A 17,893-nucleotide genomic window follows, 5' to 3' on the forward strand; every position below is an offset into this window, starting at 1 on the left:
TCTCTGCGAGTCAATTAGACGTGATAGTGCCAGTTTGTCGGCCTGGCCGGTCGCATATTGAATCGTAGACGGCAAAATGCCCCGCATGGCAGGGCATTGCTGGTGTGGCTGAAATAGCTATCGGGGGCAAGCCCCCTCCCACATGTTGACCCTGTACATTTCAAATGTGGGAGGGGGCTTGCCCCCGATAGCAGCGACGCGATCTCGAATCAGGCGCCGCGCACCATATCGACATGAGGAATCCCGACTTCCAGGAATTCATCACTGACGATCTCAAAGCCCAGCCGCTCGTAGAACGGCGCGGCATACACCTGGGCACTGAGGAATTGCCTGGTCTGGCCGCGGTTTTCAGCGGCTTCGATCACGGCCTCCATCAGCTTGTCGCCCACCTTCAGCCCGCGCCAGTCCTTGAGCACCGATACACGACCGATCTCGCCGCTGGGAAGCAGGCGCGCGGTGCCGATCGGGAAGTCGCCTTCGAACGCCAGGAAATGCATGGCCTCTGCGTCGTCCGCGTCCCACTCCAGCTCAGGTGGAACCGACTGCTCAGCAATAAACACTGCTTCACGAATGCGCCGAATCTCAGCGATATCCTTATGCCAGTTCGCGACACTTACGTGAATTCTATTCATCGGCAAATCCCAGGCTTCCTTGCTTGACCAATTCGCACAGCAAGTCGCGACCGTCTTCGTCCGCCAGCCACGGGCCGAGGTTCTCGGCATGCAGGGCGTCGGCAGAGCAAATCATTTTCAACAGTTCGCGCAACTTGCCCGGCAGGTAACGACTCTGGCCGCTGGCGAACAGCAGCACGTCATCGTCCACTTCCGACCAGGCCATGCGCGCGCTTGGGTTGCGCACCAGGATCGCGCCGTCCTGCAGGCTGGCGACAAAGTCTTCTTCGCCCAGCTCTTCGCCAGCCACCAGTTCCGGATAGCGCGGTTCGGTCATGAATTGGCCGAACCAGGTCAGCAGCATGCGCTCATCGCTCATGTGCTCGGCCAGCAGGCTTTTGAGGCGGTCGAGGGCGTCGCTCTGGATCTGGTGCGGGTCGCTGACCGGCTGCGCGTCGGCATCGGTGTAACGTTCTTCGTCGGTCAGGTACTGGGCGAGGAAGTCGGTGAAGTGAGTCAGTACTTCGGCAGCGCTCGGTGCACGGAAGCCGACCGAGTAGGTCATGCAGTCATCTTCGGCGATGCCGTAGTGCGCCAGGCGCGGCGGCAGGTAGAGCATGTCGCCCGGTTCCAGCACCCACTCGGCGCTTTCTTCGAATTCGGCCAGGATGCGCAGGTCGGCGTGTTGCAGCAGCGGGCTCTCGGAGCTGCACATCTGGCCGATCTTCCAGTTGCGCTTGCCCTGGGCCTGCAGCAGGAACACATCGTAGTTATCGAAGTGCGGGCCGACACTGCCCCCAGGCGCGGCAAAGCTGATCATTACATCGTCGATGCGCCAGCTTGGCAGGAAGCGGAACTGCTCAAGCAGCTCGGCCACTTCCGGTACGAACTGGTCGACCGCTTGCACCAGCAGGGTCCATTCGCGCTCAGGCAGTGTGCTGAAGGCGTCTTCAGCAAACGGACCACGGCGCAGTTCCCACGGACGCTCACCATGCTCGATCACCAGGCGTGATTCGACTTCCTCCTCCAAGGCCAGGCCGGCCAGTTCGTCGGCGTCGATCGGGCTTTCGAAGTCAGGGATGGCCTGACGGATCAGCAGCGGCTTTTTCTGCCAGTAATCGCGCAGGAATTCCCGTGCCGTGATGCCGCCCAGAAGTTGAAGAGGAATATCAGGATTCATGTGTAACCTATTGAAAAAAAGCACTTTTCAGACTGGAATAAAAACGCCCGGCGCGGCCGGGCGTCTCAAAGGGTCTTGCTTGGATCAGATGCGCTTGGCTTGCTCTACAGCGTTGCCGATGTAGTTGGCCGGGGTGAGCAGTTTCAGCTCGGCCTTGGCTGCGGCTGGCATGTCCAGGCCGTCGATGAAAGTCTGCAGCGCTTCAGGGCTGATGCCCTTGCCGCGCGTCAACTCTTTGAGTTTCTCGTACGGGTTTTCGATGTTGTAGCGGCGCATCACGGTCTGGATCGGTTCGGCCAGTACTTCCCAGCACGCATCCAGGTCAGCGGCGATCTTCTGCTCGTTGAGTTCCAGTTTGCTGATGCCTTTGAGGCTGGCTTCATACGCGATCACGCTGTGGGCAAAGCCCACGCCGAGGTTGCGCAGCACGGTGGAGTCAGTCAGGTCGCGCTGCCAGCGGGAGATCGGCAACTTGCTGGCCAGGTGCTGGAACAGGGCGTTGGCGATGCCGAGGTTGCCTTCGGAGTTTTCGAAGTCGATCGGGTTGACCTTGTGCGGCATGGTCGACGAACCGATTTCACCGGCAATGGTGCGCTGCTTGAAGTAGCCCAGGGAGATGTAGCCCCAGATATCGCGATCGAAGTCGATCAGGATGGTGTTGAAGCGCGCAATGGCGTCGAACAGCTCGGCGATATAGTCGTGCGGTTCGATCTGCGTGGTGTACGGATTGAAGCCCAGGCCCAGTTCGTCTTCGATAAAGGCGCGGGCGTTGGCTTCCCAGTCGATCTCCGGGTAAGCCGACAGGTGGGCGTTGTAGTTGCCCACCGCGCCGTTGATCTTGCCCAGCAATGGCACGGCGGCCACTTGCGCGATCTGGCGCTCCAGGCGGTACACCACGTTGGCCAGCTCTTTACCCAGGGTGGTCGGCGAGGCCGGTTGGCCGTGGGTGCGCGACAGCATCGGTACGTCGGCGAAACGGATCGCCAGCTCGCGGATGGCGTTGGCGGTCTGGCGCATCAGCGGCAGCATCACGTCGTCACGGCCTTCGCGCAGCATCAGGGCGTGGGACAGGTTGTTGATGTCCTCGCTGGTGCAGGCAAAGTGGATGAACTCGCTGACCTTGGCCAGTTCCGGCAGCTTGGCCGCTTGCTCTTTGAGCAGGTATTCGATGGCTTTGACGTCGTGGTTGGTGGTGCGCTCGATCTCTTTCACACGCTCGGCGTGCTCCAGGGAGAAGTTCTCCGCCAGGGTATTGAGCACGGCGTTGGCTTCGGCGGAAAACGCCGGCACTTCGCTGATGGCGGGGTGAGCGGCCAGGCGCTGGAGCCAGCGCACTTCAACCAGAACGCGGGCGCGGATCAGGCCGTACTCGCTGAAAATAGGGCGCAGGGCCTGGGTTTTGCCGGCGTAGCGGCCGTCAACAGGGGAAACCGCAGTGAGCGAAGAAAGCTGCATGGGGTGTTCTCGGACAGTCGGGCAACGAAATGGGGCGCGTATCATACATGAAAAAATCCGCCGGTCCGTCGCCAACTGACCGGCGTATTACGCGTAACGGCGTGAAAACAGCCTGCTGCTGCGACTTATTCGTTGCGCATCAACGGGTAAAGCTCTTTGAGCAATTTGCGACGGCTGATGACCAGCTGCCAACGGTGACCGCCCAGCTGGCGCCACAGTCGCGCCGAACGAATGCCGGCCAGCAACAGGGCGCGGATCTTCGACGCGTTGTTCGGTTGCTGCAGGTTGCGCATGTCGCCATGCACCTGGATGCGCTGGCGCAGGGTGCTCAAGGTGTCCTGGTACAGCGCACCACAGGCGGCGATCACGTTTTCGTGGGCCGGGCCGAAGTGCTCCACCTGGGACTGGATTTGTGGCAGACGCTTGCCGATGGTCTCCAGCATGTCCTCGCGCTTGGCCAATTGGCGCTCCAGGCCGAGCATCGACAGGGCGTAGCGCAGTGGCTCGCGCTGCAAGGTGCTGGGGTCGCGCTCCAGGGCGCCGATCAGGGCGCGGTAACCTTCGCGCAGCGCCAGGTCATCACCGCCGTAGACTTCCAGGGTGTCCTTGGGGTCGCGGATCAGCAGGCTGCCGAGCATGCAGGTCAGGCCCGCCTCGGTGACCTGGCCGGTCTTGGCGATTTTGTCCACCAGCACCGCGGCCAGAAATACCCCGCCCAATGCCGTCAATTGCTCCTGGGTCGGGCTCATGCCGGGTTGCTCCAGGGTTCGGCGACTTCGATCACGCCACCGCCCAGGCACACCTCGCCGTCATAGAACACCACGGACTGGCCGGGAGTGACGGCGCGCTGCGGGTCATCGAAGGTGGCGCGGTAGCCGTTGGCGGTCTTTTCCAGGGTGCAGGGCTGGTCGCTCTGGCGATAGCGCACCTTGGCGGTCAGGCGGCGCGGGGTAGTGAGGTCAATCGGGTTGACCCAGTAGATCTCCGAGGCCAGCAGGGCGCCGGAAAACAGCAACGGGTGCTCGTTGCCCTGGCCGACGATCAGCACGTTGTGTTCCAAGTCCTTGACCAGCACGTACCACGGCTCTTCGCCGGCGTCCTTGAGGCCGCCGATGCCCAGGCCCTGGCGCTGGCCGATGGTGTGGTACATCAGGCCATGATGACGGCCGATGACCTCTCCCTCGGTGGTCTTGATCTCGCCCGGTTGCGCCGGCAGGTACTGCTTGAGGAAGTCACTGAAGCGGCGCTCGCCGATAAAACAGATCCCGGTGGAGTCCTTTTTCTTGGCGGTAGCCAGGCCGTGCTGCTCGGCAATCCTGCGCACTTCGGGCTTTTCCAGCTCGCCCACCGGGAACAGAGTCTTGGCGATCTGTTCACCGCCGACGGCGTGCAGGAAGTAGCTCTGGTCCTTGTTTGGGTCCAGGCCCTTGAGCAGTTCCGTGCGGCCATCGATATCGCGGCGGCGCACGTAGTGGCCAGTGGCGATCAGGTCCGCGCCGAGGATCATGGCGTAGTCGAGGAACGCCTTGAACTTGATTTCGCGGTTGCACAGGATGTCAGGGTTCGGCGTGCGTCCGGCCTTGTATTCGGCCAGGAAGTGCTCGAACACGTTGTCCCAGTACTCGGCCGCAAAGTTGGCGGTGTGCAGCTTGATGCCGATCTTGTCGCACACGGCCTGGGCATCCGCGAGGTCGTCCATGGCGGTGCAATATTCCGTTCCATCGTCTTCTTCCCAGTTCTTCATGAACAGGCCTTCCACCTCATAACCCTGCTCCATGAGCAGAACGGCGGAAACGGAAGAATCCACGCCGCCGGACATGCCGACGATGACGCGCTTCTTTTGTGTGTCAGAAGGGGCTGGATCACGCATAGGGTTTCAACGGGTGTCTTGAAAAAGGACGCGATTCTAGCAGGCCTGGGCCCGCAAGGCTAAAGAGAAGGGCGGATCAATTCCAGGCTGTGCCGCTGGCCGGCCAGATAATCATCGATGCAGCGGATAATCAGCTCGCTGCGCCAGGCGTCGCGCAGGCCCATCAGTTCGCCGCGGGTCAGCCAGCGGGCGCGGAGGATGCCGTCGTCGAGTTGATAGTCCGGGTGGTGTTTCAAGGCGTTGGCAATGAAGCAGACCCGTTGATAAGTCACGCCATTACTGGGGGCGGTGTACAGGTAGATGCCGACGATACCGGTCGCTTCCACGTCCCAACCGGTTTCCTCAAGGGTTTCGCGTACGGCGGCTTCGGTTAGCGTTTCATGCGGGTCGAGGTGACCGGCAGGCTGATTGAGTACGGCGCGCCCGCCCTTGAGTTCTTCGACCATCAGGAACTTGCCGTTGTCTTCGACGATGGTGGCGACGGTGATGTGGGGTTGCCAGGTCATGGTGTGCCTCTTGATTCAGGGGGCGGTGCGTTCTTGGATCTGGATTACAGTCAATGTGGGAAGGGGCAGGCCCCTCCCATATTTGATCCGGTTTCCTGAGTTGAGCGCTGGAAACAGAAACCCCGGCACGGGGCCGGGGCTTCTCTGCATCCTTACAACCTTACTTCAACTTGGCAATCGCCGCGTTAAAGGTGTTGCTTGGGCGCATGGCCTTGCTGGTCAACTCCGGGTTCGGTGCGTAGTAGCCACCGATGTCCACTGGCTTGCCCTGTACGGCATTGAGCTCGGCGACGATGGTCGCCTCGTTCGCAGCCAGGGTCTTGGCCAGTTCGCCGAACTGCGCTTGCAGCGCTGTATCTTCAGACTGAGCGGCCAGGGCCTGGGCCCAGTACAGCGCCAGGTAGAAGTGGCTGCCGCGGTTGTCGATGTTGCCGACTTTGCGCGATGGCGACTTGTTGTTGTCCAGGAACTGACCGGTGGCCTGGTCCAGGGTCTTGGACAGTACCAGGGCCTTCGGGTTGTTGTAGGTGACGCCCAGGTGTTCGAGGGACGCGGCCAGGGCCAGGAATTCACCCAGGGAATCCCAGCGCAGGAAGTTCTCTTCCAGCAGTTGCTGTACGTGCTTGGGTGCCGAGCCGCCGGCGCCGGTTTCGAACAGGCCGCCGCCGTTCATCAGCGGCACGATCGAGAGCATCTTGGCGCTGGTGCCCAGTTCCATGATCGGGAACAGGTCGGTCAGGTAGTCGCGCAATACGTTACCGGTCACCGAGATGGTGTCCAGGCCCTTGCGGGTACGCTCCAGGGTGAACTTCATCGCGTCGACCGGCGACATGATGCGGATGTCCAAACCTTCGGTGTTGTGGTCTTTCAGGTAGGCCTGAACTTTCTCGACCACCACGCCGTCGTGGGCGCGCTTGGGGTCCAGCCAGAAAATGGCCGGGGTGTTGCTGGCGCGGGCGCGGTTGACGGCGAGCTTGACCCAGTCCTGGATCGGCGCGTCTTTGGTCTGGCACATGCGGAAGATGTCGCCGGCTTCGACGGTTTGCTCCATCAGCAGGTTGCCCTTGCTGTCGGTGACGCGGACCACACCGTCAGCCTTGATCTGGAACGTCTTGTCGTGGGAGCCGTATTCTTCGGCTTTCTTGGCCATCAGGCCAACGTTCGGAACGCTGCCCATGGTGGTTGGATCGAACGCGCCATTGGCCTTGCAGTCTTCGATGACGGCTTGGTAGATGGTGGCGTAGCAGCGATCCGGAATCACGGCCTTGGTGTCGTGCAGTTGACCGTCGGTGCCCCACATTTTGCCGGAGTCACGGATCATGGCCGGCATCGAGGCGTCGACGATGACGTCGCTCGGCACATGCAGGTTGGTGATGCCTTTGTCGGAGTTGACCATCGCCAGGGAAGGGCGAGCGGCGTAGACCGCCTGGATGTCGGCTTCGATCTGCGCTTGCTGGTCGGCCGGCAGGGCCTTGATGCGGGCGTACAGGTCGCCGATGCCGTTGTTCAGGTTAAAGCCGATCTGTTCCAGCACGGCAGCGTGCTTGGTCAGCGCTTCTTTATAGAACTCGGCAACGATCTGGCCGAACATGATCGGGTCGGAGACCTTCATCATGGTGGCCTTCAGGTGTACCGACAGCAATACGCCTTGTTTCTTGGCGTCTTCGATCTCGGCGGCGATGAACGCACGCAGGGCGTTTTTGCTCAGCACTGCGCTGTCGAGGATTTCGCCGGCTTGTACCGAGGTCTTTTCCTTCAGCACGGTTGCGGTGCCATCTTTGGCAATCAGCTCGATCTTGACCGCGTCGGCGGCTTCGATCTGTACGGCTTTCTCGCTGCCGTAGAAGTCACCATTGCTCATGTGGGCAACGTGGGACTTGGAGTCTGCCGCCCAGGCGCCCATTTTGTGCGGGTGCTTGCGCGCATAGTTCTTGACCGACAATGGCGCACGGCGGTCGGAGTTGCCTTCGCGCAGTACCGGGTTCACGGCGCTGCCCTTGACCTTATCGTAACGGGCACGGGTTTCTTTTTCCGCGTCGGTGGTTACGGTTTCCGGGTAGTCCGGGAGGGCGTAGCCCTGGGCCTGCAATTCCTTGATCGCCGCCTGCAATTGAGGGGTCGAAGCACTGATGTTAGGCAGTTTGATGATGTTGGCTTCAGGGGTTACGGCCAGGTCGCCCAGTTCGGCGAGGTGGTCCGCCACGGCCTTGGTACCCAGTTGCTCGGGGAAGCTTGCGAGGATGCGCCCGGCGAGGGAAATGTCGCGGGTTTCCACGGCAATATCAGCGGAAGCGGTGAAAGCCTCTACGATAGGCAGCAGTGAATAGGTGGCGAGGGCGGGGGCTTCGTCGGTGAAGGTGTAGATGATCTTCGAGCGGGTGGGCATATTCGGATTAACTCTCTTCTTTGCTGAAAGCGTGCGCAGAAACTCGAGATGCGCCGGGTGGAGCGCGTTCGTTCAAAGTCATCCATGAGCGAAATGTCGAGGTTTCTTCGCGGTGATGTTGGGTTGCATCAGTCGAGCGTCAAGCGGGTGGACTATTGTAATAGTCCTGCTTTCTGGCGGAGGGCCCGGTTCCAGAGCGGTCTGCCGGCGTGACTCTTGGGTCAGCGGCGGCATTATACATAGGTCGCTATGCTTACGCTGAGCCTTCATACAAAAGGTGGGTCGTCCATTGGTCTAAAGGTCGCAGGTACCGGGTTACGCCTAAAGTCGCACGTTGTGCTCAAGATTGGCGTTTTTCCCTTTGCTTTCAGGCTTGTAGGCGACAATTTATGCTGTTTTCGATGCAAATGAGCATGGCGCTAGGTTTCAGTCGTCATTTATCTGGAGTAGGCTCGAACGCAGCCAGATGTTCAATCCATAGATGGAGTTCAGCATGGGATACAAGAAGATTCAGGTTCCGGCAGTCGGCGACAAAATCACCGTCAACGCAGACCATTCTCTCAATGTTCCTGACCACCCGATCATCCCGTTCATCGAAGGTGACGGTATTGGCGTCGACATCAGCCCGGTGATGATCAAGGTGGTCGACGCAGCTGTTGCCAAGGCTTATGGCGGCAAGCGCAAGATTTCCTGGATGGAAGTCTACGCCGGCGAAAAAGCCACGCAGGTTTACGACCAGGACACCTGGCTGCCCCAGGAAACCCTGGACGCGGTCAAGGATTACGTAGTGTCCATCAAGGGCCCGCTGACCACGCCGGTTGGCGGCGGTATCCGTTCGTTGAACGTTGCCCTGCGCCAGCAACTCGATCTGTATGTTTGCCTGCGCCCCGTCCGCTGGTTCGAAGGCGTGCCCAGCCCGGTGAAAAAGCCTGGCGACGTGGACATGACCATCTTCCGTGAAAACTCCGAAGATATTTACGCCGGTATTGAGTGGAAAGCCGGTTCGCCTGAAGCGATCAAGGTGATCAAGTTCCTCAAGGAGGAAATGGGCGTCACCAAGATCCGTTTCGACCAGGACTGCGGGATTGGCGTCAAGCCGGTGTCCAAGGAAGGTACTCAGCGTCTGGCGCGTAAAGCCCTGCAATATGTGGTGGATAACGATCGTGATTCGCTGACCATCGTGCACAAAGGCAACATCATGAAGTTCACCGAAGGGGCCTTCAAAGAGTGGGCCTATGAAGTGGCCGCGCAGGAGTTTGGCGCGACCTTGCTGGACGGCGGGCCTTGGATGCAGTTCAAGAACCCGAAAACCGGCAAGAATGTGGTGGTCAAGGATGCGATTGCCGACGCCATGCTCCAGCAGATCCTGCTGCGGCCGGCGGAATATGATGTGATCGCCACCCTTAACCTCAATGGCGACTACCTGTCCGATGCCCTCGCGGCGGAAGTCGGCGGCATCGGTATTGCGCCGGGCGCCAATCTGTCCGACACCGTCGCCATGTTCGAGGCGACTCACGGCACCGCGCCCAAGTATGCGGGCAAAGACCAGGTCAACCCCGGCTCGCTGATCCTGTCGGCGGAAATGATGCTGCGTCACATGGGCTGGATCGAGGCGGCGGACCTGATTATCAAGGGGACCAATGGCGCGATTTCGGCCAAGACCGTGACCTATGACTTCGAGCGACTGATGGACGGCGCGAAGCTGGTGTCGTCGTCAGGCTTTGGTGATGCGTTGATTTCGCATATGTAAGGCAGGCTAAATAAAACGGCCATTCTGCTGAACCAGAATGGCCGTTTTTTTTGCAGGCTATTTGCCCAAATGCGATCAGGCCAGTTGCTTCTTTTCTTTAGAGGATTGATCTTTTTTGGGCTTTTTTTCGTGCGTCGTGTCGTGGGCCGTCCCGGGCGCCGCCGCGCAGGCCGCACAAATTTCAACGGCATGCAGTCCCTTTGGCCCCTGAATGATTTCGAACTCCACACTTTGGCCTGCTTTCAGCGTCTTGTAGCCGTCCATGGTGATCGCTGAATAGTGCGCAAAAAGGTCATCGGTTTTACCTTCTTCATTAATAAAGCCATATCCCTTGGCGTTATTGAACCACTTGACCTTGCCTTTGATCTTGCTGCCAGACATAACCCATTTCCTTCTGCACCAGACTCCATCACTGGAGTATCATCCAGTTTATCCGTCCTAACCCGAATAAATAAGGTTGACTGCGCGGACCTTTTTTACCCACTGTGGGTTCTATTGGTTGTAACACCGTTTTGCCGATAGTCAAGGCGACCAGTCGGTCAGAGTTGAAATTCTGACAGGTTGCCCCCACCACTGTATTGAACAACTGACGAACCTTTCTTTCCATGCATGCAATCAGCCAGATTCGACTAACATTCAATCAGGATCGACCGGATCACGAACACGATGACGACGGTTCTGCAGGCATTGCTGTTCAGGAGGCCAAGCCTGCCTTACAGGCGCCGCCGATGTACAAGGTGGTTTTGTTCAACGATGACTACACACCGATGGATTTCGTGGTCGAAGTGCTCGAGGTGTTTTTTAACCTGAACCGCGAGTTGGCGACCAAGGTAATGCTGGCCGTTCATACAGAAGGACGGGCAGTATGTGGAGTGTTTACCCGCGACATCGCCGAGACAAAGGCCATGCAGGTCAACCAGTACGCCAGGGAAAGCCAGCATCCGCTACTCTGTGAAATCGAGAAGGACGGTTAACGCCGACCACTTGGGTATGAGGTGAAGCTATGTTAAACCGCGAGCTCGAAGTCACCCTCAATCTTGCCTTCAAGGAGGCTCGTTCGAAGCGTCATGAATTCATGACCGTCGAGCACCTGCTGCTGGCACTTTTGGATAATGAAGCTGCCGCCACCGTTCTGCGTGCGTGCGGCGCCAACCTCGACAAACTCAAGCATGATCTGCAGGAGTTTATCGACTCCACCACGCCACTGATCCCCGTGCATGACGAGGACCGTGAAACCCAGCCGACCCTGGGTTTTCAGCGGGTATTGCAGCGTGCCGTTTTCCACGTACAGAGCTCCGGTAAGCGTGAAGTCACGGGCGCCAATGTGCTTGTGGCGATCTTCAGCGAACAGGAAAGCCAGGCGGTGTTTCTGCTCAAGCAGCAGAGCGTTGCCCGTATCGATGTGGTCAACTACATCGCCCACGGTATTTCCAAGGTGCCTGGGCACGGCGATCATTCCGAGGGTGAACAGGATATGCAGGACGACGAGGGCGGCGAGTCTTCTTCTTCGGGCAATCCACTGGATGCCTATGCCAGCAACCTCAATGAACTGGCGCGTCAGGGGCGGATCGATCCGCTGGTGGGGCGTGAGCTTGAAGTCGAGCGCGTAGCGCAGATCCTTGCGCGTCGTCGCAAGAACAACCCGCTGCTGGTCGGCGAGGCCGGCGTGGGTAAAACCGCGATTGCCGAAGGCCTGGCCAAGCGTATCGTCGACAATCAGGTGCCGGACCTGCTGGCCAGCAGTGTCGTATATTCCCTCGATCTGGGTGCCTTGCTTGCCGGTACCAAATACCGTGGCGATTTCGAGAAGCGCTTCAAGGCTTTGCTGGGCGAGTTGAAAAAACGCCCGCAAGCGATCCTGTTCATCGATGAGATTCACACCATCATCGGTGCCGGCGCAGCTTCCGGCGGGGTCATGGATGCGTCCAACCTGCTCAAGCCGTTGCTGTCGTCGGGTGATATCCGTTGCATCGGCTCCACCACGTTCCAGGAGTTTCGCGGGATTTTCGAGAAGGATCGCGCCCTGGCGCGGCGCTTCCAGAAAGTCGATGTGTCCGAACCTTCGGTTGAAGACACGATCGGCATCCTGCGTGGCCTGAAGGGCCGCTTCGAGGCGCACCATGGCATCGAGTACACCGATGAAGCGCTGCGCTCGGCCGCGGAGTTGGCGTCGCGCTACATCAACGACCGTCACATGCCTGACAAGGCGATTGACGTAATCGATGAGGCGGGTGCTTACCAACGTCTCCAGCCAGCCGAGAAGCGCGTGAAGCGCATTGATGTGCCGCAGGTCGAAGATATCGTGGCGAAAATTGCGCGGATTCCGCCAAAACACGTCACCAGCTCGGACAAGGAGCTGCTGCGTAACCTGGAGCGCGACCTCAAGCTGACCGTGTTCGGTCAGGATGCGGCCATCGATTCGCTGTCCACGGCTATCAAGCTGTCGCGCGCGGGCCTCAAGTCGCCGGACAAGCCTGTCGGCTCGTTCCTGTTCGCCGGTCCTACCGGCGTCGGCAAGACCGAGGCGGCGCGGCAATTGGCCAAGGCTATGGGTATCGAGCTGGTTCGCTTCGATATGTCCGAGTACATGGAGCGCCATACCGTGTCACGCCTGATTGGTGCGCCTCCTGGTTATGTGGGCTTCGATCAGGGCGGTCTGCTCACCGAGGCGATCACCAAGCAGCCTCACTGCGTATTGCTGCTCGATGAAATCGAGAAGGCACACCCGGAAGTCTTCAACCTGCTGCTGCAGGTGATGGATCACGGGACCCTGACCGACAACAACGGGCGCAAGGCGGATTTCCGCAACGTGATCGTGATCATGACCACCAACGCCGGTGCCGAGACGGCCGCGCGGGCTTCGATTGGCTTCAGCCATCAGGATCACTCTTCCGATGCGATGGAAGTGATCAAGAAGAGCTTTACACCGGAGTTCCGCAACCGTCTGGACACTATCATCCAGTTTGGTCGCCTCAGTCATGAGGTTATCAAGAGCGTGGTGGACAAGTTCCTTACCGAGCTCCAGGCGCAGTTGGAAGACAAGCGCGTACAGCTCGATGTCACGGAAGCGGCGCGCAGTTGGATCGCCGAAGGTGGCTACGATGCGGCAATGGGCGCCCGCCCAATGGCGCGTTTGATCCAGGACAAGATCAAGCGGCCACTGGCCGAGGAGATCCTGTTTGGCGAGCTGTCCGACCATGGTGGCGTGGTGCATATCGACCTGAAGGATGGTGAGCTGACCTTCGAGTTCGAGACCACCGCTGAAATGGCCTGATCGTACCGCACCCATGCAAAAGGCGTCGAAAGGCGCCTTTTTGCTGTGTGGAAATTCGATTGCCAGACCAATGAAGATCCAGTGTGGGAGAGAGCTCGCCGCGGAGCCCCTTCGATGTTTGAAAAATCATGCACACAAAAACGCCCGGCATAACCGGGCGTTTTGTATTGACTTGCTTAGCGAGCGCGGTAAGTGATGCGCCCTTTGCTCAAGTCATAGGGCGTCAGCTCGACGCGCACTTTGTCACCGGTAAGAATACGAATGTAGTTCTTGCGCATCTTGCCGGAGATATGCGCGGTTACGACGTGCCCATTTTCCAACTCCACACGAAACATGGTGTTGGGCAGGGTGTCGACGACAGTGCCTTCCATTTCGAAGCTGTCTTCTTTCGACATGCAGTAAAGCCCTCGGTATCCAGTGAATGGCCCGGTGCAACTGCGCCAGGCAAAAGCGGCGTGCATTGTGCCCGAAAAAGGGTGTTTAAGCCAAGGGGTTCTAGTTAAGCGTGACCCATCTTTGATTAATCAGCAGCTCAATGGGCCGATATTGGGTCTTGTAATTCATTTTTTTGCAGTTTTTGATCCAGTAGCCGAGGTACACCGCCTCCAGTTCCAGGCGCAGCGCTTCGCCGATTTGCCAGAGAATGGCAAAACGCCCCAGGCTGCGGCGCTCCTCGCCGGGTTCGTAGAACGTGTACACCGCCGACAGGCCGTTAGGCAGCAGATCGGTGACCGCCACGGCCAGCAACCGACCACCCGCGCGAAACTCATAGAATCGCGAGAAGGGCAGGTCGCGTACCAGGAACGTGGAAAACTGGTCGCGACTGGGTGGGAACATATCGCCGTCGGCGTGGCGTTGCTCGATATAGCGTTGGTAGAGGTCGAAATACTCTTCAGTGAACCTCGGCCTGGCCGACGTTACTGTCAGGTCGGCATTACGCTTGAGGATGCGTTTCTGGTTGCGGTCCGGCAGGAATTGCCCCACGGGGATCCGGGCCGGAACGCAGGCGTTGCAATTCTGGCAATGGGGCCTGTACAGGTGGTCGCCGCTGCGACGAAAGCCCATTTCCGAAAGATCGGCGTACACATGCACGTCCATGGGCTGGCTGGGGTCGAGGAACAGCGTGGTGGCCTGCTCGTCGGGCAGATAGCTGCAAGAGTGAGCTTGAGTGGCATAAAACTTCAAGCGCGCCAGCTCGGTCATGATCAACCCTCGGGATAAGCTTTGAAATAAGTGTAAGCCAGGTCAGCGCAAGTCGCCTAAGAAAGCCAGGGGCCGGCGTTGGGCTGGTCCAGGTGGTCGCGCAGAAAGCCCGCAAACTCGCTGCGGGAAATGCCGCGTGCACCCAGGCTGTGCAGATGGTCGTTGGGCATCTGGCAGTCGATCAACACAAAGCCCCAGGCCTGCAGTTGCCGTGTGAGGGTCGCAAACCCGAATTTGGAGGCGTTGTCGGCGCGGCTGAACATCGATTCGCCAAAAAACAGTTGGCCCATGGCCAGGCCGTACAGGCCGCCTACCAGCGTGCCGTTGTCCCACACTTCCACTGAATGGGCATGGCCGCGCCTGTGCAGTTCCAGGTAGGCGGCCTGGATGCCTTCGGTGATCCAGGTGCCATCGGCGTAGGCGCGTGGTGCGGCGCAGGCCTGGATGACGGCGGCAAAATCCTGATCGAAGGTCACGGTGTAACGCTGCTGGCGCAACAGTTTGGCCAGGCTGCGGGACACGTGCAGTTCGTCGGGGAAAATCACGGTACGAGGGTCCGGCGACCACCACAGGATCGGCTGGCCCTCCGAAAACCAGGGGAAGCAGCCGTGGCGATAGGCGTGTATCAGACGCTCGGCCGACAAGTCGCCGCCGGCGGCTAGCAGGCCGTTAGGTTCGCGCATGGCCTTGGCCAGCGGGGGGAAAGTCAGCGAGTCGCGTTGTAACCAGGTCAGCATGGGTATCCAGGCTAGCGAAAGGGGAGGGGAGTGGCAGGCTTGGCACCTGCCGCGCGAGTGCTGATTATTGTCGACGCGGCGCCCTGGGGCCAGCCCGAATCGGCCGTTGGCGTGGATTAGCGTGAGCGGGTGTTTCTGCAACTCTGGGCCGAGGGTGCGGTCGTAAGCGGGGCGGTGACATGCAGGCCATTTGCCAAGCTGCTTTGGATTGTCGGAAACAGCGCATAAGCCTTTGTCAGCAAAGGCAATGCATGCTCAAATTGAACCCGTCGCAACAGCGTAATCGGCCAGGCCGTCGAGTTGCAGGCAATGGCGTGGCATCGTGGTCACAAACCCGTACAATGCGGCCAGTGTGGCGTTATCGTCGTTTCGCACGGCAAGCACCCGTGCTGAAAGTAATTTTCACCCCGTTGGTTCATTTTTCAGCTGCCCGGATCCGGCAGTATTTTGCAGTCATTCAACAGATGGACGCGCTAAAAGCGCAGGAAAAGACCCGTTTTGAAGAAATCCACCGCGACACCTAAAACAGTCGTGCCGGCCTGGCGTCAGCACCTGCATTATCGTCTCAAGGAAGGTGCGCTGATCGCGATCGGCGCATTGTGCCTGTTCCTGATGATGGCCTTGCTCACCTATGGCAAGGACGATCCGGGCTGGAGCCATAACAGCAAGATCGACGACGTACAGAACTTCGGTGGCCCCGTCGGCTCCTACAGCGCCGATATCCTGTTCATGGTGTTGGGTTACTTCGCCTATATCTTCCCGTTGCTGCTGGCGATCAAGACCTGGCAGATCTTCCGCCAGCGCCACGAGCCGTGGCAGTGGAGCGGCTGGCTGTTTTCCTGGCGGCTGATCGGCCTGGTGTTCCTGGTGCTGTCCGGCGCCGCGCTGGCCCATATCCATTTTCATGCACCCACCGGTCTGCCGGCGGGCGCGGGCGGTGCCCTGGGTGAAAGCCTGGGCGATCTGGCGCGCAGGACCCTGAATATCCAGGGCAGCACCTTGATGTTTATCGCGCTGTTCCTGTTCGGCCTCACCGTGTTCACCGACCTGTCGTGGTTCAAAGTGATGGACGTGACCGGCAAGATCACCCTTGACCTGCTTGAATTGTTCCAAGGCGCCGCCAATCGCTGGTGGGCGGCCCGGGTCGAGCGCAAACGCATGGTGGCCCAGCTGCGCGAGGTGGATACCCGCGTCAACGAAGTGGTGGCGCCGAGCACGCCGGATCGTCGCGAGCAGGCCAAGGTCAAGGAGCGCCTGATCGAGCGCGAGCAGGCCCTGAGCAAGCACATGTCGGACCGCGAGAAGCAGGTACCGCCGGTCATCGCCCCCGCGCCGCCCAAGGCCCCGGAGCCGAGCCATCGCGTGCAGAAAGAGAAACAGGCCCCGTTGTTTATCGACAGCGCGGTCGAAGGCACCTTGCCACCTATCTCGATTCTCGACGCGGCTGAAAAGAAACAACTCAACTATTCCCCCGAGTCCCTGGCGGCCGTCGGCCATCTGCTGGAGATCAAACTCAAGGAATTCGGCGTCGAAGTGTCGGTGGATTCCATTCACCCAGGCCCCGTGATCACCCGTTACGAAATCCAGCCTGCGGCTGGCGTCAAGGTCAGCCGTATCTCCAACCTGGCCAAAGACCTGGCGCGCTCCCTGGCCGTGACCAGCGTGCGCGTGGTGGAAGTGATTCCCGGCAAGACCACCGTGGGTATCGAGATTCCCAACGAAGACCGCCAGATCGTGCGCTTTTCCGAGGTGCTGTCGACGCCGGAGTACGACAACTTCAAGTCGCCGGTCACCCTGGCCCTGGGGCACGACATCGGCGGCAAACCGGTCATCACCGATTTGGCGAAAATGCCGCACCTGCTGGTGGCCGGTACCACCGGTTCCGGTAAGTCGGTGGGCGTGAACGCGATGATCCTGTCGATTCTGTTCAAGTCCGGCCCGGAAGACGCCAAACTGATCATGATCGACCCCAAGATGCTTGAGCTGTCGATCTATGAAGGCATCCCGCATTTGCTCTGCCCGGTGGTCACCGACATGAAGGACGCCGCCAACGCGCTGCGCTGGAGCGTGGCCGAGATGGAGCGACGCTACAAGCTGATGGCGAAGATGGGCGTGCGTAACCTGTCGGGCTTCAATGCCAAGGTCAAGGAAGCCCAGGACGCCGGCACGCCGCTGACCGACCCGCTGTACAAACGCGAAAGCATTCACGACGAAGCGCCGCTGCTGACCAAGCTGCCGACTATCGTCGTGGTAGTGGACGAATTCGCCGACATGATGATGATCGTCGGCAAGAAGGTCGAAGAACTGATCGCACGTATCGCCCAGAAGGCTCGTGCCGCCGGTATCCACTTGATCCTTGCGACACAACGTCCATCGGTGGATGTCATCACCGGTCTGATCAAGGCCAACATCCCGACGCGCATGGCGTTCCAGGTGTCGAGCAAGATCGACTCGCGGACCATCATCGACCAGGGCGGCGCCGAACAGCTGCTCGGCCACGGTGACATGCTTTACATGCCGCCGGGCACCAGCCTGCCAATTCGCGTTCACGGCGCGTTCGTGTCCGATGACGAAGTTCACCGCGTAGTTGAAGCTTGGAAGCTGCGCGGCGCGCCGGAATACAACGACGACATCCTCGCGGGCGTTGAAGAGGCCGGCAGCGGCTTCGACGGCGGCAGCAGCGGTGGCGACGATGACGCCGAGACCGATGCGCTGTACGACGAAGCCGTGGCATTCGTGCTGGAAAGTCGCCGTGCCTCGATTTCCGCCGTGCAGCGCAAGTTGAAGATCGGCTACAACCGCGCCGCCCGTATGATCGAAGCCATGGAAAACGCCGGTGTCGTCACCGCGATGAACACCAACGGCTCGCGCGAAGTCATTGCCCCCGGGCAGATGCGCGACTGACTACGTGCCGCATGGCA

General features: G+C 59.7%; 16 protein-coding genes. 5 read left to right on the top strand and 11 right to left on the bottom strand.

The window, feature by feature from the left end; translation table 11 throughout:
• Positions 1 to 209: 209 nt before the first annotated feature.
• The 7 genes from QRN10_RS07610 to QRN10_RS07640 all read right to left on the bottom strand — a co-directional run bounded on the left by QRN10_RS07610 (position 210) and on the right by QRN10_RS07640 (position 8,008).
• Positions 210 to 632 (bottom strand): GNAT family N-acetyltransferase, encoded by a 423-nt coding sequence (locus tag QRN10_RS07610; RefSeq protein WP_285428114.1) that lies wholly within the window; start codon positions 630 to 632, stop codon positions 210 to 212.
• The gene (locus tag QRN10_RS07615; RefSeq protein WP_181076622.1) at positions 625 to 1,791 is read right to left on the bottom strand and encodes a ribosomal protein uL16 3-hydroxylase; all 1,167 of its coding nucleotides are present in this window, start codon (positions 1,789 to 1,791) and stop codon (positions 625 to 627) included. Before QRN10_RS07615 ends, QRN10_RS07610 begins: the two co-directional genes overlap by 8 nt.
• 84 nt (positions 1,792 to 1,875) lie before the next feature.
• A complete protein-coding gene (gene purB / locus QRN10_RS07620; RefSeq protein ID WP_007972090.1) occupies positions 1,876 to 3,246 on the bottom strand; it encodes an adenylosuccinate lyase in 1,371 nt (456 codons plus the stop codon).
• A gap of 125 nt (positions 3,247 to 3,371) precedes the next feature.
• Positions 3,372 to 3,995 (bottom strand): high frequency lysogenization protein HflD, encoded by a 624-nt coding sequence (gene hflD / locus QRN10_RS07625; RefSeq protein WP_016969254.1) that lies wholly within the window; start codon positions 3,993 to 3,995, stop codon positions 3,372 to 3,374.
• Positions 3,992 to 5,116 (bottom strand): tRNA 2-thiouridine(34) synthase MnmA, encoded by a 1,125-nt coding sequence (gene mnmA / locus QRN10_RS07630; RefSeq protein WP_253508224.1) that lies wholly within the window; start codon positions 5,114 to 5,116, stop codon positions 3,992 to 3,994. The genes hflD and mnmA overlap by 4 nt, the downstream gene beginning before the upstream one ends.
• 59 nt (positions 5,117 to 5,175) lie before the next feature.
• Positions 5,176 to 5,622 carry an NUDIX hydrolase gene (locus QRN10_RS07635; protein ID WP_285428115.1) on the bottom strand — a complete coding sequence of 149 codons (447 nt, stop codon included), beginning with the start codon at positions 5,620 to 5,622 and terminating at the stop codon, positions 5,176 to 5,178.
• A gap of 160 nt (positions 5,623 to 5,782) precedes the next feature.
• Positions 5,783 to 8,008: an NADP-dependent isocitrate dehydrogenase gene (locus QRN10_RS07640; RefSeq protein ID WP_285428116.1), complete on the bottom strand. Its 2,226-nt coding sequence runs from the start codon at positions 8,006 to 8,008 to the stop codon at positions 5,783 to 5,785.
• A 493-nt stretch (positions 8,009 to 8,501) separates the two neighbouring features.
• Between QRN10_RS07640 and icd the strand changes: the two genes are divergently transcribed.
• Positions 8,502 to 9,758, top strand: coding sequence for an NADP-dependent isocitrate dehydrogenase (gene icd, locus QRN10_RS07645; protein ID WP_181076630.1), 1,257 nt, complete (start codon positions 8,502 to 8,504; stop codon positions 9,756 to 9,758).
• 75 nt (positions 9,759 to 9,833) lie between these two features.
• Here the strand turns inward: icd and cspD are convergent, their stop codons facing one another.
• On the bottom strand, positions 9,834 to 10,139 hold the full coding sequence (gene cspD, locus QRN10_RS07650) for a cold shock domain-containing protein CspD (RefSeq protein WP_181076631.1): 306 nt from the start codon (positions 10,137 to 10,139) through the stop codon (positions 9,834 to 9,836).
• Positions 10,140 to 10,363: 224 nt separating this feature from the next.
• Here cspD and clpS point away from each other — a divergent pair, with 224 nt between their 5' ends.
• Positions 10,364 to 10,732 (top strand): ATP-dependent Clp protease adapter ClpS, encoded by a 369-nt coding sequence (gene clpS, locus QRN10_RS07655; RefSeq protein ID WP_010567912.1) that lies wholly within the window; start codon positions 10,364 to 10,366, stop codon positions 10,730 to 10,732.
• A 29-nt stretch (positions 10,733 to 10,761) separates the two neighbouring features.
• A complete protein-coding gene (gene clpA, locus QRN10_RS07660) occupies positions 10,762 to 13,032 on the top strand; it encodes an ATP-dependent Clp protease ATP-binding subunit ClpA (protein ID WP_181076633.1) in 2,271 nt (756 codons plus the stop codon).
• 176 nt (positions 13,033 to 13,208) lie between these two features.
• On the opposite strand, the gene infA is transcribed toward clpA, so the two are convergent.
• The 3 genes from infA to aat all read right to left on the bottom strand — a co-directional run bounded on the left by infA (position 13,209) and on the right by aat (position 14,972).
• Entirely contained in the window at positions 13,209 to 13,427 is a 219-nt protein-coding gene (gene infA, locus QRN10_RS07665; protein WP_002553999.1) for a translation initiation factor IF-1, read from the bottom strand.
• Positions 13,428 to 13,527: 100 nt separating this feature from the next.
• The gene (locus QRN10_RS07670) at positions 13,528 to 14,235 is read right to left on the bottom strand and encodes an arginyltransferase (RefSeq protein WP_181076635.1); all 708 of its coding nucleotides are present in this window, start codon (positions 14,233 to 14,235) and stop codon (positions 13,528 to 13,530) included.
• 56 nt (positions 14,236 to 14,291) lie between these two features.
• Positions 14,292 to 14,972, bottom strand: coding sequence for a leucyl/phenylalanyl-tRNA--protein transferase (gene aat, locus QRN10_RS07675; RefSeq protein ID WP_253508220.1), 681 nt, complete (start codon positions 14,970 to 14,972; stop codon positions 14,292 to 14,294).
• Between the two features lie 251 nt (positions 14,973 to 15,223).
• On the opposite strand from aat, the gene QRN10_RS07680 reads away from it, so the two are divergent.
• Entirely contained in the window at positions 15,224 to 15,496 is a 273-nt protein-coding gene (locus QRN10_RS07680; RefSeq protein ID WP_181076638.1) for a hypothetical protein, read from the top strand.
• Positions 15,471 to 17,876, top strand: a complete 2,406-nt coding sequence (locus tag QRN10_RS07685) for a DNA translocase FtsK (protein ID WP_181076639.1) — start codon at positions 15,471 to 15,473, stop codon at positions 17,874 to 17,876. The genes QRN10_RS07680 and QRN10_RS07685 overlap by 26 nt, the downstream gene beginning before the upstream one ends.
• Positions 17,877 to 17,893 lie beyond the last annotated feature (17 nt).

Origin of the sequence: Pseudomonas sp. lyk4-R2A-8 (assembly GCF_030209095.1) — a bacterium.
GTDB lineage: Bacteria > Pseudomonadota > Gammaproteobacteria > Pseudomonadales > Pseudomonadaceae > Aquipseudomonas > Aquipseudomonas quebecensis.